The sequence below is a fragment of the Pontiella sulfatireligans genome (genome assembly GCF_900890705.1).
GTDB classification, from domain to species: Bacteria; Verrucomicrobiota; Kiritimatiellia; order Kiritimatiellales; family Pontiellaceae; genus Pontiella; species Pontiella sulfatireligans.
Genome location: NZ_CAAHFH010000002.1, coordinates 2,165,938 through 2,180,323 on the forward strand (window position 1 = coordinate 2,165,938; position 14,386 = coordinate 2,180,323).

Below are 14,386 nucleotides of genomic sequence, written 5' to 3' on the forward strand. Positions count from 1 at the left end.
AGGAGGGGCTTTTCAACCTGTACCCGTTAAACGATTAAGAAAAGAGGCGGTTAGGTTTCGACAAAACGAATAGATGCATAAATGCAACCACCAGGCGGCCGAAAGGTAGCGAAACTGCACCTATTGATCTTTGGACGGGTGAAGGCCGAGGGCCTTCATTTTGCGATAGAGCGTGGTTTTATGAATGTTGAGGTCGCGAGCAGTGGCGAGGCGGTTAAACCCGTTTTTTTCGAGGGCGGCCAGAATGGTCTGCGATTCGGCGGAGCGCCGTGCAGTTTCCATGTCGGTTGAACCTTCGGACTGAATGGAGCGGCCGCGGAGTTCGGCGGGAAGATGTTTGATCTCAATCTGCGGGTCGGTGCAGAGCACAAAGGCGCGTTCAATAATGTTTTCGAGCTCGCGGACGTTGCCGGGCCAGTCGTGCGCCATCAGCAGGGAGCGGGCCCCGTTGGATATGCCGGCAATCGCCTTGCTGTGGATGCGGTTGAAACGCCGGATAAAATGTTCAATCAGCAGCGACAGGTCGTCTTTGCGCTGGCGAAGCGGGGGGAGCTCGATGTTGATCACGTTTATGCGATAGAAGAGGTCTTCCCGGAAGGAGCCCTCTTTCACGCGCGCTGGCAGGTCGCGGTGGGTGGCTGCAATAATCCGGGCTTTGGTGTGTACGGTGGTATTGCTGCCGAGCGGTTCGTAGGTGTGTTCCTGCAGGACGCGCAGCAGGCGGACCTGAAGTGCAGGGCTGATCTCGCCGATTTCATCGAGGAAAACCGTTCCGTCGGCCGCCTGTGCAAACCGGCCGGGCTTGTCTTGGATGGCCCCGGTGAAGGCACCCTTTTTATAGCCGAAAAGTTCGGATTCGAGCAGGGTGTCGGGCAGGGCGGCGCAGTTGATGGCGATGAAGGGCTTGACCGCGCGCGTGCTCATGCCGTGTATGGCGCGGGCGAGCAGTTCTTTTCCGGTTCCGGTTTCGCCTTGAATCAGCAGGGTGATGTCGCTGGCGGCCACGGACGAGGCGAGCTCGAAGACGGGCTGCATGGCGTGGCTGTGGCTGACCATATCGCCGAGCGAGTAGCGGCCGGAGATTTCTTTGCGGAGTGTTTCGAGTTCGCTGAGATCGCGGAAGGTTTCGGCGCCGCCGATGACCTTTCCATCTTCGTCGTGCAGCACGGCGGTGGAGACGCTGGCAGGGACGCGCTCGCCGTCGGCGTTGATGATATAACAGGCGTGGGCAATGATCGGCTTGCCGGTGGAGAGCGTTTTGCCGAGTGCGCAGGCGCCTTCGCACATGCTGGAGCGGAAGACCTCGGAGCAGCGGCGGCCGATGGCTTCGTCGCGTGGGACGCCCGTGATCTTTTCGGCGGCGCGGTTGAAGGAGGTGATACACCAGTCGGTGCCGACCGTGAACACGCCGTCGGATATGCTTTCGAGGATTGCCTCGGTTGTTGCTATGGAATCGGTTCCCATAAGAGCAGGAGACTACTCGGTTTCGGGATGTTGTCTAATGATTTATGGAGAAGAGCCTGCGATGGGCTTAGCGGTTGAACAGACGTTTAGCCGACAACAGGCCGATGCCGAATAGTGCAACCAGAGTGAGCACGGCCGGTTCCGGCACCGCTTCAATCTTGTCGATTGAATAGTCCATGTTCTTGTTTTCGGAGCAGATGTGTAGCGAGAACGCTTCCACCTTCGTCATATCGATCGATGCACCCAAAGCCGAAAAATCGATTTCGAATGCCGCGGCGCGACCAGCAGCCAGCGCGTTGTAGTTTTCATCCATCCAGGCGTTGGCGGCATCATCCATATTGGCTTGGTACAGATTCTTTTCGCCCTCGATTTTGACCGATAGAAGGACATCGTTGAAAAAATTAGTGGAAGGATCCATTCCGCCTGCACTGGCAAACGTGATGCTGAAGCGGTCGTTGCCGCCGCCGTCGGTAAAGTCGAGGACCGGACTGATCGTGCCGTTGCCGAAGGGATCGGTGTCCAGATTGCTTCCCCATCCGGCGGTTCCGTCATAAGCTAAATAGATACTGGGGCTGGCTTTTTTGTTGGTGTAAACCTCGAGTTTTCCATTGGCGAACTTGGCGGTGGTGGTGCCGCCGGAACTTGATGACTCGCAGCCTACACTTCCGTCGCGAATGCCGCCGATGACGGAGGAAGTGGTATCCTCCCACGCAGTTTGATTCCCTTGGCTCGTCGTAGTTTGGTTGGCAGGATCGCTGAAATCATCGATCAGAAAGGCATTGGCCGAAACCATTGGAGCGGTCGCAAGCAACAGACCACAAATCGGAAAAACTAGGAAAGATGGTGAATATCGTCTCATATTGAAGGGCTCTCTATATTTATAATGAGTATCTATATCTCAGGGTTGCGGTCAAGTTTTGAATCAAGGCATACGGAGCCAGAAAGAGATCGGGCAATGTAAGCAGCAAGGTTGGTTCTAAGGATTCGTTGTTGGTTCAGACCTGAGCGATTTCGAGGCCGAGGGTGCGGATCATTTCGAGGTCGGTTTCGTATTGGGAGCCGGCGATGGTGAGATAGTTGCCGGTCATGAGGCCGTTGGCGCCGGCAGAGAAGAGGTCGGCCTGGCGTTCGCCCAGCACGTGGGTGCGTCCGCCGCAGATGCGCAGGGTGGTGCCGGGCAGCAGGAAGCGGTAGACCGCGATGATGCGCAGGGCTTCTTCGGCGGCAAGTGGAGGCGTATCCTTCATCGGGGTGCCTGCGTGGGCATAGAGAAAGTTGATCGGCACGCTGTTGACGCCGAGGCCGCGCAGGGTGAGCGCGAGCTCGATGCGGTCGTCCCAGCTTTCGCCGAGGCCGAAGAGGCCTCCGCAACAGACGGCGAGGCCGGTGGCCATGGCGGCCTTGACGGTGTCGAGGCGCTGTGACCATTGCTGAGTGGAGCAGACTTCGGGATAATAGTTTTCGGAGGTTTCGAGGTTGTGGTGGAAGCGGGTGAGGCCGGCGTCTTTGAGGTTGGCAAGCTCGTCTTCTGTGAGGCGGCCGAGCGAGGCGCAGACGGGGCCGGGTTTTCCGTTGGAAACGCTGCGGACGGTGTCAGCCAGCACGTTGAGCTCGTCGCCGGAAAGCTTGCCGCCGCTGGTGACGACGCCGCAGTGGCGGTCGTTGCCGGAAATGGTTTCTTCAATGCGCCGCTTGAGCTCCCCTTTTTTCATGAAGGGGTAGGCTTCGATTTCGGTGGAGTTGTGCCCGCTTTGGGAGCAGAAGCGGCAATCCATGTCGCATTGGCCGCTTTTGGCGTTAATGATGGAGCAAAGTTGGATTTGTCTGCCGAAGTGGGCTTCGCGCACCTGCGTTGCCGCGGTGAAGAGTTCGATTTCGCTGCAGTTGATGAGCGAGCGGGCTTCTTCGGGCGTGCAGCCGTTGCCGGCGAGCGCATTTTTTATGATGGTTTCGAGCATGGTTCCCTGTCTCCGGTGGTTGGGATTGCAACAGGGTACGTGAGTTCCTGCGTTTGGGAAGCCTATTTTTCAGCTGAGGGAACCACCGCTGAGGGAACCACCATCACATTGCATCGGGCATGGCGAATAATGCTTTCGGAAACACTGCCTAGCAAAGCTTTATGCAGCAGGCCGTGCCCGTGGGAGCCGATGATGATCATGTCGGCCTCTAATTCTTCGGCTTTTTCGATGATGAGTTTAGCCGGGTCGCCTTTGATGAGCATGGCTTGCGCTTTGACGCCCTTTTCACGAAGGCAGGAAGCGATGCCGAGCAGCTGGGCGTGTTCGCGCTTGATTTCTTTTGCGCTGAGGTCGCGAGCGAGCTGCGCGTCGCCGGGCATGCTGGAGAATTCAGGCGAGTAGGAGTCGAATTGTACGCTGTCGTAGAGTATGGCGCGGGTTTCATCGGAACTGGCGTGGATAATCCAGAGCTTGGACCCGAGCGCTTTGGCGAGTGCGGCCGCTTGTTCAACGACGGCGGCGGTGGTGGTTGAAAAATCTACGGCAGCGAGTATCGGTTTCATATTATGAGCCTCCGTTTACTGAGGAACATCATATGCAGAATCATGCGTTTGGCAAGGTTAGGATTGCTTGCGCATCGCTTCGATTCCGAGCTTGTCCATGCGGTAGCGCAGGATGCGCCGGGTGGTGCCGAGCCGTTTCGCGGCGCGCGTTTGAATGCCTTCGCATTTTTCCAGCGCATGGACAATCAGCGTCCGCTCGAACTCGGCGACGGCATTTTCGAGGCAGTGCGGCGTTTCCGGCTCTATGACGATGAGCTGCCTCATTCCGAGGCCTTCTTCAGCGCCGGAAGCGTCAGGGAAATACTAGTGCCGCCGTCACTGGTTTCGATCTCCATTTTCCCGTTGTGGTCGATGACTGCACGCTTGGCGATGGGCAGGCCGAGGCCGAAACCGCGCGCCTTGGTGGTGATGAAGGGGGAGAACACCTTGTCGCGCACCGAAGCATCGATGCCTCCGCCGTTGTCTGCCACGATGATGTAGAGGTTTGCGTTGCCGTTTTGCGGATCGCGGCTCTTGACGGTGACGTTGACGCGTGAGCCTGCCCGGTTGTTCAGGTTTTCAACCGAATTGCGGAGCAGGTGGTAGACGCATTCTTCGAGCGAAGCCGCATCGCCGTTGATTTGCAGTGCGGATTCATCGGAGGAGAGATGGATCTTGAGGTTTTCGTGACCGAACGAGTCTTGGATCCGGGTGACGGCATGTTCGATGGGCTTGCGGATATCCAGGGGTTGGAAGACAGGAGCCGGCGGGTTGGCGAACTCGTTGATCTTGTCGATGATGTGGTTGAGCTGATCGACCTCGGTGGTAACCTGCTCGCTGAATTCGGATCGGAAGTCGGGATCTTCGTAACGCGTGGGCAACAATTGGGAGAAGGTTTTGATGGCGACGAGCGGGTTTCGGATTTCGTGGCTCATGCTGGCGGCGAGTTCGTTCCAGAAGGCGGCGCGTTCGAGTTGCTCTTCTTTTTCCTGGAGCAGGGCCGCTCCAGTTACATCCCGAAGCATCATCATGGCACCAACGCATTCCCCGTCCGACATGAGGCAACGGGTTTCGGCCGAGAGGGTCAGCTTCGTGGCCGGGTCGGTCCATTCGCGGGTGTCGTAGCCTTCCTGTTTCCCGATGGCACGGCGGAGCATGTCGGCAATGCGGCTTCCGAGCACTTCGATTTGACTGCCGATCACAGATTTTTCTTCGGTTTGGAGGGTCTCGCGGGCGGCGTTGTTGAACCAGCGTACAATGGCGCTCTCATCGCAGGCAATGATGCCGAACGGGATGGAGTGGAGCAGGGTCTCCGCCAGCGCTTTCTGCAGGGCGGTTTTTTCGTATTGAAGTGCTTTTTCGAGGGTGGTGGAAATATGGTCGGCGAGTCCGGTGAGATCCTCAAGGTCGGCGATGTCGAAAGGAATTCCGGTGGAGCGCTGGCCGACAAAGATCCAGCCCTTAATGCGGCCGTTGGCATAGAGCGGAATAATGATTTCTGCGCCGAGCGAGTCGAGCATGTGTTTGAGCATGCCCCGCTCTTGGGGGTCGGATACGTTTTCGAGTGTTTTTCTGGAAATCAAGTGGGTGTTCATTTCCACCCACCGGATAAATGGATCGCCGGAGCTGATGGAAAGCTTTTCGGTGGCTGCAAGGCAGCGGGTTCCTGCTTGGAAGAGGTATGCTTCCTCGGCGTCGGGCTTGATGAAAATGCCGGCGCGGGAAACTCGGGCAGTGGCGACGAGCCCCTCGACGACGCTGTCGAAGAGTTTCTCGATGTTGTCGAAGTTGCGTTGGGCGCTTGAAAAGTTTTGCAGTGGGGCGGAGAACAAGGTTCGCGGGGCCGGGGCCGGGGCCGCCTTGCGGGCGTTCAGCGTGGCTAGCTCTTCTTCGAGCAGGCGGTTTTTCTGCCGCAGCTTCAGGCATTCCACGGCTTTTGAAAGCAGTGCTAGAAATTCGCGCCGTTCTGGCTCGAAGTTGGTTGTGGCATATGGATCGAGCCATTCGGCGGTGAGCATGGGGTCGGACCGTTCGGCACCTATGGCAATGATGACGGTCATGGGCCGTTCGGTTCGGATGGAGGCTAGCAGCTCAAGACAGTTGGGGGCGCGGAGGTCGGCCAGCAAGACGGTATCGCCAAACTGGGAAATCCACTGTTCCAAGTCGGCCTGTTCGTCGATGGGCTGCAGGGCGGCCACGGAGGAGGAGATGCGGATGAGCCGCCCGATGAGCTCTTCGTCGCGACTGTAAAGAATGCAGGACGGCATGGTCTTCATGCGATTGCTCCTCCTTCTTCAAGCAGGGGAATGTAGATGTAGAAAGTGGAGCCTTTTTCCGGCTCGCTCTCTACTTCGATTACACCGTGGTGCTCCCGAATGATGCCATGGGAGACCGACAGCCCCATGCCGGTTCCGTCGCTCTTGCTGGTAAAGAAGGGATCGAATATTTTTTGCAGGCTTTCTTGCGCAATTCCTGCTCCGGTGTCGCTGACCTGCAGGCGGATGCAGTTTTTAGCGATGGGGTTCCCCGGTTTGGCCCCTGTGGCAAAAAGGTGCATGCAGTTGATGCTTCCGACGGTGATGTGCCCGCCGTCATCGATGGCTTCAATGGCGTTCAGAACGAGGTTGACCAATGCCTGGGAGAGCAGTCTGGCATCGCCAAGAATGGCAGCCTTTCCGGCGCGGCAGGTGTTTTTTAGCGCAATGTTTTTTTGCGACAGCTGCTCGGACATCAACTTCAGTGTTTGTTCAACAGTTTCATGCAGATTCATGGGAATGAGGTGTGGCTTGGCCGGTTTTGAAAAGCTGAGCAGTTCGTTTACGATGCTGTCGATACGCTCAACCTCATGCGCGACCAACGATGCAAAATCTTCCCTGAAGTCTTCGTCCGCATAGCGCTTGGGAAGCAGCTGGGTGAAGGTTTTAATCGTGACCAACGGGTTTTTTATTTCGTGCGCCATGCCGGCGGCCAAGGTGCCGACGCTCGAAAGCTGGTCGGAGCGGCGGACCTGCTCTTCCAGGCTCTTAAGCTCGGTCATGTCGGTGAACACCAGCAGGGCGCCCACCGGCTTGCTGTCATGTCCGAACAGGAACGCCGACCCCATCCGTATGCTGGCACTCTCCTCCTCGCTGTCCTGCGTAAATAAAGTGGCATCTACATTGCGGACGCCGACCTGCTTTTCCAGCGTAGCGTCCAAGGCGTGGATGATCGGCCTCGGAAGAACGTCGATGCTCTCGCCGATGGCGCCATGTTCGTCGATGTCGGTGATGCGTTGCGCTTCGTGGTTGAACAAGGCGATTTTTCGCTCCGGACTTGCAACGATTACGCCGCTCACCAGCTGGTCGAGCATAATCTCGTTGCGGATCTTGCTGTCCTGCATTTCGGTGTAAAGACGCGCGTTTTCAAGCGCAACCGCAAGCTGGTTGCACAAAATCTGCAGGGCGTCCTGTTCGGTTTTATCGTAGATCCGACCGTCATTTTTTGCCCCCAAAAGCACTATGCCACTCAGATCGCCCTTGGAGAAAACACCTGTTGCAACGCTGATGTCATATTCTAGCATAATCTGAAGAGAGGCCACCGACTGTGGTGTTTCTCTGACCCGGATCAAACTATCGCGAGAAACGGGTTCTTTTGACGTTTTTATAAGTTTGATCAAGGGCGTTTCCTGCATCAATTCCATTGTTTCATAGTGTGATCCAAGCTCGTAAGAGAGACGGAAGTTTTTTCCCGTTGCGGATAGCATTCTTACATGCTCTGCCCCAAGTGCTTTGATTAGCAAGACAGAAAATTGGCTGCAAAGGGCGTCTAGAGTCGTCACGGACTGGAATATGTCGCCAGCCATTTTTATGGTTCCAGGAATATCTATTAGTTTGGAGGGTATAAGCTTGTCGGCAACTTTTTGCAACCGTCCGTGAACAGGAGCCATGGAAAATGCCACGACCAATGTGGCAACGACGTGGGCAGGGAGCAAAGATGAAATTGAAAGCCGTTCAGAAATGAAGAAAAGCGCAAACCACACGCATAAATATAAAACAACAAGATATAGGCAGAGTAGGGTGTAGGCAAAAATTCGCCTGATAATCGTGAGAATACCAAGTATCCGCTGTGTTGCTATGCCATAGCCGATCGTTGAAACCAGCGTGATTATGCTCAATGCGTTGGAGAATGGAACGAACTGTGACGTGCCGGCAATCAATGGGATGGACAGGCTGAGTGTAGTTCCAACCGAGAGGGCCACAGTTGCGCCAAGAACCACGAATGCCAATTCAGATTTTTGCGAACCTCGGAGCTGCTGGAGGTCTCGCTTAAACGCAACAATCAATCCTATGCCTGAGAAAAGAAAATAGATGGCATACAAGGCAAGGCCATTGCCATATTCAGGCTCCACATGTGCACCATTAAATGCAACATCGGCTACTTTCATTGTTGCTGATTTCAGGAAAAAACTTGTGAAACAGAAAATAGTCGTGATGAGGTTGATTAATAAAAAACCACTCCCCTTTTGCATTACGGCAAGGAAAGACATGTTTTGGTATTTAATGGATAATCTTAAAAGATGACAAGATGTTGGTATAAGGGCGGCAAAGACGGATGCAAAACGAATTGCGGTTGCGGCATGTTCGGAGGAAGGGGCTTGCAAAGCATACCATCCTGAAAGCTGCCAAAGGGCAACCCCCGCAGTGAAGAGCAGGAACTGCTGGTTTACTACGCGTTTCCTATTTGTGAAATAGACAATGAGCCCGAGTATGCTATCGACAAATAGTGTTCCAAGAATAGCTATTTCAGCAGCACCCATGTTAGCTGGCACTCCCAATTATCAAGGAGCTATTCATTGCTCCGCTGCCATGGGAGTTAATCAGGACTTTGTCAACGCATAGGTGCCGAGGCGAGTCCGGTACATAGTCGAGCAAGCAGTCTGGATCTGGAAATTTATGGTTTGCAGTCGGGGGAATGCAATTTGCTTTCATTGACAGGGAGCACGCAATTGTCTGGTGTGCCCCTCCGGCGGCCAACGGATTGCCCGTTACCCCTTTTATGGATGTGACCGGAATGCGATAGGCATGATCGCCAAAACAATCCGTGATCAGAATAGATTCTGAGACGTCAAGTATCTGGTCGCTTGGCCCATGTGCAAAGATGGCATCAATCTCGCGGGGCATTAAGCTGGAGTTTGCCAGAGCTTTTCTCATGCTCATTTTTAAGCCGTTTCCAGAGATTCCCACGTTTAGATCGCGAGATGTCCCGTAGCCTAGCACTTCTGCATATGGGGCCTTGTTTCGACTCATTGCATGGTCTAATGATTCTAGCACAACAATGCCGCTTCCCTCTGCGAGCACTCCGCCGTCGCGACTAATATCGAACGGTCTGCTGGCCAGTTTCGGGTTATCATTATTTGTGCTAACCATGCCAGCAGCACAAAATCCGGCCATGGCTGATGGAACAATAGGAGCTTCAGTGGCTCCGCAAATGCAGATGTCAGCTTTGCCCTCTCTAATTATTTGAGCGCCCCTAGCGATGGAATCCAGTCCTCCCACGCAACTGTTGGAAATAGTGCAAAGTTCTGTTTCTACATTTAAAATAGCTCCAATGAGGCTGGCTGCCGCTAAGTGAATGCAGCCTTCGACCGCATGAGGAACCAGCTTATTAGGGCCTAGTTTGGAAACGCGCAGGATTTGGTTTTCGATGTGATCAAAGCCACCCAAGCTTATTCCTATAATAATGGGAAGAGGTTCTGCGCGACGAAGATCTTCAGGATTCAGCCCCGAATCCTCTACTGCAAGGAGGGCCGCTTTGGCTCCAAGTTGTACGTTTCGGCTGAGCCGTCGCGCCTTAACGCGCCCATTCATAAAGTTCTCGGGCACAAAATTGGAAACTTCACCCGCTATCCGTGACTTAAAATCTGTTGTCTCGAACTGGGTGATCGGCCCGATGCCGGATTCGCCGGCGAGAAGGGTGCGCCAGAAGGCGTCTTTGCCGATGCCGTTTGCCGCCAGCACGCCCAGCCCTGTTATGACGACTCGATTTCTTCCGATCACTCTTTCTATTCCCCCGTACCGCAGGCTTGGGCATCGGCTTTAATCCCGGCCATCAAGGCCAAAACATTAAATGGTGATAAAGCGTCCCATGTATGCCTGTACAATTTTGTACGCATTAAATATCAACATATTGTATATATCAAGAATTAATACACAACCTGTAGTGATAAACTGCAGTGATAAACCAAGTGACATTTGGCACGGATGGTGCTAGTAGTAGGCAATTCGATTTTAATGCAGAAAGGGAATAATACTATGAAGCATCTAGTTAAGCAGTTTGGAAGTGGGGTGGCGGTTTTTGCTATGCTGGGGATTTGGGCTGAGAGTGCGTATGCGGATGGATACCGCAATCCTCCGCCTACGGCCGAAGGGATTGGCCGGTCTGGTGCAAACATGATCTTTGTAGACGATGCATCGGCGGTTTTCTACAATCCGGCCAATCTGGCGATGCAGGAAGAATCCTCTATTGTGGTCGATGCCACGCTGGCCCGCGTCAAGAACAAGTTTAAGTCGGATTCTTCTGGAACCAAGACGGCGAAGTCGGATGCCGACTGGCAGCTGCTGCCGAACGTGTTCTTTTCCATGCCTGCCGGCGACACGGGCGTGGTTTTGGGGATGGGAATTGGTACGCCGTACGGGCAAGGCATCGATTACAATAAGAAAGATTTAGTGAATATGCCGGCTTTTTCAGGAGCCTTTGGCGAGCCTGAACCCCCGGCCATCTACAGCGCCGAAGTTGGCTTAATCAACTTTAACCCGACCATCGCCTTTAAGGTGCACGAACGCGTTGCCATCGGCGTGGGAGCGGACATTTACTACTCCAAGCTTGAATTTAAGCAGTACTATCCTTGGGGCGAGATTGCTCCGATTTTTGAAAGCGGCAACGTCAAGGCTGACGGTGACGGATTCGGATACGGCGGCAACGCCGCGGTTACGTGGAACATGACCGACCGCCAGCGTATGGCGTTTTCCTACCGCAGCGAGGTCAAGGTCAAGTATGAGGGCGATTTTAAGATCAACACCGTCGGTCCCCCCAACCCCGCAACCGGGGAGCCCGCCTTTAGTTCGAAGCGTAGCGATTTCGACATGGACATCAAATATCCGACCACGCTCGGCCTCGGATACGGCATTCAGGTGACCGACGCAATTAACGTTGAAGCCAACCTGGAATGGCTGGGCTGGTCGGTCAACAAAACGCTGGAAGCCGATCTCGGGTCGAACGGGTCGATGAAGGTTCCCCAGAAGTGGGACGATACAATAACCTTTTCTATCGGAAGTGATTGGCAGTTTTCCGAGCACTTCACCTTCCGTACGGGCTATGCCTATATTGAAACGCCTATCCCGGAGAAAACCGTTGCTCCAAGCCTTCCGGATGCCGACCGCCACGTACTTAGCGTGGGACTGGGCTGGACTGCGGGCGGGCATACGCTCGATGTGGCTTATTCCTTCAGTTTCTACGACGATCTGAATGTTGACAACAATCAGGTCGATTCATTTAACGGTGATTATGACATTGATTCTAATCTGGTAGGTCTGACATATTCCTATACGTTTTAATTATTGGAGAAACAGAGTGGAAGCCGAGCAGCTGCAAGGGAAGGTTCTAGTTATCGATGACGAGCGCGGTCCGCGTGAAAGCTTGCGGATGGTGCTGAAGTATGATTACGAAATTTTTCTCGCTGACCGCGTCGATGCGGGCATTGAGCTTTTGCGCAGCGAGCAGCCGGATCTTGTGATCATGGATATCCGCATGCCGGAGAAAAGCGGCATCGAAGGCCTGCAGGAAATCCGCGACATCGACCCTAGCGTTTCGATCGTCATGCTCACCGGCTACGGTGACCTTGAAACGGCGCAGGCCGCCATCCGCTTCGGCGCGAACGACTATCTGCAAAAGCCCTTCGATACCGACGATATTCAGGCGGTCGTGAAGAAGTACGTCGAGCGCTCCCAACTCAAGCACCGCAAGCACCAAGCCCAGGAGGAGCTGCAGAAGATGACGCAGTCGCTGGGGCGCGAAGTCGGCAAAACCAACAAGTTGACTTCGCTCGGGGCGGCTTCGTCCGAATTGGTTCGCGATTTGCGCAACCCGCTCACCATTATTCGTGGCTATTTGGATTTGCTCAACTATGAGTTGAAGGAAAAGCAGGAATCCACTTCGGATGAAATGAATGAATACCTCGACCAGATTGAAAGCAACGTTGGACGGTGCGCTGAACTGGTTGAATCTTGGCGCGCCCTTGGCCGTTTCGACTTTTCCCAGTTGCAGCGGCTCAATATCCCCAAACTCTCGAACGACTGTTTTCGGGATGCAGCAACCCACACCGACATATCGTTTTCCGTTCAGCTCGAAGGCATTGAAGAGCAGTATGAAATGCTCGGCGAACGGTTGCAGATCAAGCGGGCGTTGCAAAACCTCATCGACAACGCGGTCGAAGCGGTTGAGCATCAGCCTAACCCTCAGATCACCGTCTTGCTTTCTATGGACGGCGGCGACCTCGAAATCAAGGTGAAGGACAATGGATGCGGGGTTGACACCAAGCGTCTGCGGTGGATTTTCGAGCCGTTCGACAACACGGCAACCATTGAAAAAGGTGCCGGATTAGGGCTGTTCATCACCAAGAAAGTGATTGAAGAGCACCGTGGCTCGTTGCAGTTTGAGAGCCGGATCAGCGAGGGCACAATGGTTACCGTCCGACTCCCGCAGGCCCAAACGGCGCTGGGCTATTTTTCCAGTCCAGAATCCCTGATTCCTGCCTGACCCCGCCATGTCCGGCAACGCTTCCTCTATATCTGATGCTATCAAATCCTGGAAACAGGATCTTGGCGCCGATTCGGTTGGTTCCGCTCTGCATGAGCTGGAGAGCTATGCTCAAAGCACCTGCGCCTCGCAGCGCCGGCTGACGGCTGTGCTCCGGCCCCGGACGCTCGAAGAGGTGCAGAAGATTGTCGCCACCGCCAACCAGTTCAAGACGCCGCTTTATCCCATCAGCACCGGCAAGCAGTGGGGGATGGGATCGCGTCTGCCGGTGCAGGACGGCGCGGCCGTTGTAGATCTTGGCCGGATGAACCGGATCATCGAGGTCAACGCGAAATACCACTATGCCATTGTTGAGCCGGGCGTCACCCAGCGCCAGCTGCTCGATCATATTAAGGTGCACAATCTGCCGCTGATGCTCAATGTGACCGGATCGACATCCGACACCAGCCTGATCGGCAATGCGATGGACCGGGGTGTGGGTTATTTCAGCTCGCGTGCTGAGAGCATCGCTAACTTAACCATTGTTCTCGGCAACGGCGAAGTGTTGAAGACCGGCTTCGGCCATTTCGAGGGGGCGAAGACCCAGAACCTTTACCACCACGGTGCGGGGCCCGATCTTTCCGGCCTCTTTCCGCAGGGCAATTACGGCATCGTTACCTCCGCTTGCATCGATCTTATGCCGATGTCCGAAGAGCATATGGCCGTCATTATAAAGATTGATTCGGAGGACAAGCTCCCGCAATTAATCGATGTGCTCGCCCAGCTGCGTTCTCGCGGTGTTTTTCTGACGATCGCGCACGTTGGCAATCGCGAGCGCACCTACGTCACTCTCGCGCCACTGGTATACGAACAGCTTGTTCAGGCCGGTGAATCGGCGGGCGAGGCCACGCGGAATAAAGCGGTTTCCATTCTTGAAAAAGACGGTTTTGGCCCATGGAGCGCGGCGGTCGGCGTACTGGGTACACACGGGCAGCTCAAGCTGGCGAAGAAGGAAATCCGCAAAGCCGTCGGTGGTTTTGCCAGGGCCCTCTTCCTCAATGATGCACTCGTGGCCCGAGCTAAGGCCGTTGCCGGAATGCTTTCGTTCATTCCCGCCGTCCGCAAGCAGCTCATGCTGCTGAAGGCGGTTGAACCGGTCTACGGATTCACCCGCGGTGAGGCCACTGACAAAGCGCTCAAGTCGGTGTATTGGGCCGCCGGCGACTTCGACCATCTTGATTGCCCCGATCCTGATCATTCCGACAGTGGCATCCTCTTCTGCATCCCCACGCTTCCGAACGACGGGGATGTCGTCAACTCCGCCGTGCTCGATACTCGCGCCATCTGCTCTGAGCGGGGTTTTGACGTCGCCATTACGGTTAACTTGATCGATGCCAAGGCGTCTGAAGCCGTTGTGAGCATTGGGTTCAACCGCTGCGATGAACAGCGAACGGCGTCCGCACGGGCCTGTATGGTCGAGTTGGAGGAATACTACATTAAGAACGGGCTTCCACTACTTCGCTACAGCATTGATTCCATGCAACGGCATATCAGCGAGTCGGACCCTTTCTGGCGGACCGTCCGTGATCTAAATAAAATCCTCGACCCGAACAACATTATTGCTCCAGGGCGCTACAATCTGATTTAGAG

11 protein-coding genes are annotated in these 14,386 nt (G+C 54.9%); 3 read left to right on the top strand and 8 right to left on the bottom strand.

The window, feature by feature from the left end; all coding sequences use genetic code 11:
• Positions 1–120: 120 nt before the first annotated feature.
• The 8 genes from SCARR_RS21890 to SCARR_RS21925 all read right to left on the bottom strand — a co-directional run bounded on the left by SCARR_RS21890 (position 121) and on the right by SCARR_RS21925 (position 9,999).
• Positions 121–1,464 (bottom strand): sigma-54 interaction domain-containing protein, encoded by a 1,344-nt coding sequence (locus tag SCARR_RS21890; protein ID WP_136063771.1) that lies wholly within the window; start codon positions 1,462–1,464, stop codon positions 121–123.
• Positions 1,465–1,531: 67 nt separating this feature from the next.
• Positions 1,532–2,257 carry a hypothetical protein gene (locus SCARR_RS21895; RefSeq protein ID WP_168433524.1) on the bottom strand — a complete coding sequence of 242 codons (726 nt, stop codon included), beginning with the start codon at positions 2,255–2,257 and terminating at the stop codon, positions 1,532–1,534.
• A gap of 202 nt (positions 2,258–2,459) precedes the next feature.
• A complete protein-coding gene (bioB, locus tag SCARR_RS21900; protein WP_136063773.1) occupies positions 2,460–3,422 on the bottom strand; it encodes a biotin synthase BioB in 963 nt (320 codons plus the stop codon).
• A 62-nt stretch (positions 3,423–3,484) separates the two neighbouring features.
• A complete protein-coding gene (locus SCARR_RS21905) occupies positions 3,485–3,985 on the bottom strand; it encodes a universal stress protein (RefSeq protein WP_136063774.1) in 501 nt (166 codons plus the stop codon).
• 57 nt (positions 3,986–4,042) lie between these two features.
• Entirely contained in the window at positions 4,043–4,249 is a 207-nt protein-coding gene (locus SCARR_RS21910) for a helix-turn-helix domain-containing protein (protein ID WP_136063775.1), read from the bottom strand.
• Positions 4,246–6,240 (bottom strand): GAF domain-containing sensor histidine kinase, encoded by a 1,995-nt coding sequence (locus tag SCARR_RS21915; RefSeq protein WP_136063776.1) that lies wholly within the window; start codon positions 6,238–6,240, stop codon positions 4,246–4,248. The genes SCARR_RS21910 and SCARR_RS21915 overlap by 4 nt, the downstream gene beginning before the upstream one ends.
• The gene (locus tag SCARR_RS21920) at positions 6,237–8,759 is read right to left on the bottom strand and encodes an ATP-binding protein (RefSeq protein ID WP_136063777.1); all 2,523 of its coding nucleotides are present in this window, start codon (positions 8,757–8,759) and stop codon (positions 6,237–6,239) included. Before SCARR_RS21920 ends, SCARR_RS21915 begins: the two co-directional genes overlap by 4 nt.
• A 1-nt stretch (position 8,760) precedes the next feature.
• Positions 8,761–9,999, bottom strand: coding sequence for a beta-ketoacyl-[acyl-carrier-protein] synthase family protein (locus SCARR_RS21925; RefSeq protein WP_136063778.1), 1,239 nt, complete (start codon positions 9,997–9,999; stop codon positions 8,761–8,763).
• Between the two features lie 255 nt (positions 10,000–10,254).
• Here SCARR_RS21925 and SCARR_RS21930 point away from each other — a divergent pair, with 255 nt between their 5' ends.
• The 3 genes from SCARR_RS21930 to SCARR_RS21940 are packed head-to-tail and all read left to right on the top strand — an operon-like array spanning position 10,255 to position 14,384.
• Positions 10,255–11,556 carry an OmpP1/FadL family transporter gene (locus SCARR_RS21930; protein ID WP_168433525.1) on the top strand — a complete coding sequence of 434 codons (1,302 nt, stop codon included), beginning with the start codon at positions 10,255–10,257 and terminating at the stop codon, positions 11,554–11,556.
• A 16-nt stretch (positions 11,557–11,572) separates the two neighbouring features.
• The gene (locus SCARR_RS21935; protein ID WP_136063780.1) at positions 11,573–12,757 is read left to right on the top strand and encodes a sensor histidine kinase; all 1,185 of its coding nucleotides are present in this window, start codon (positions 11,573–11,575) and stop codon (positions 12,755–12,757) included.
• A gap of 7 nt (positions 12,758–12,764) precedes the next feature.
• Complete coding sequence (locus SCARR_RS21940) at positions 12,765–14,384, top strand: FAD-binding oxidoreductase (RefSeq protein ID WP_136063781.1); 1,620 nt, start codon at positions 12,765–12,767, stop codon at positions 14,382–14,384.
• Positions 14,385–14,386: the final 2 nt, after the last annotated feature.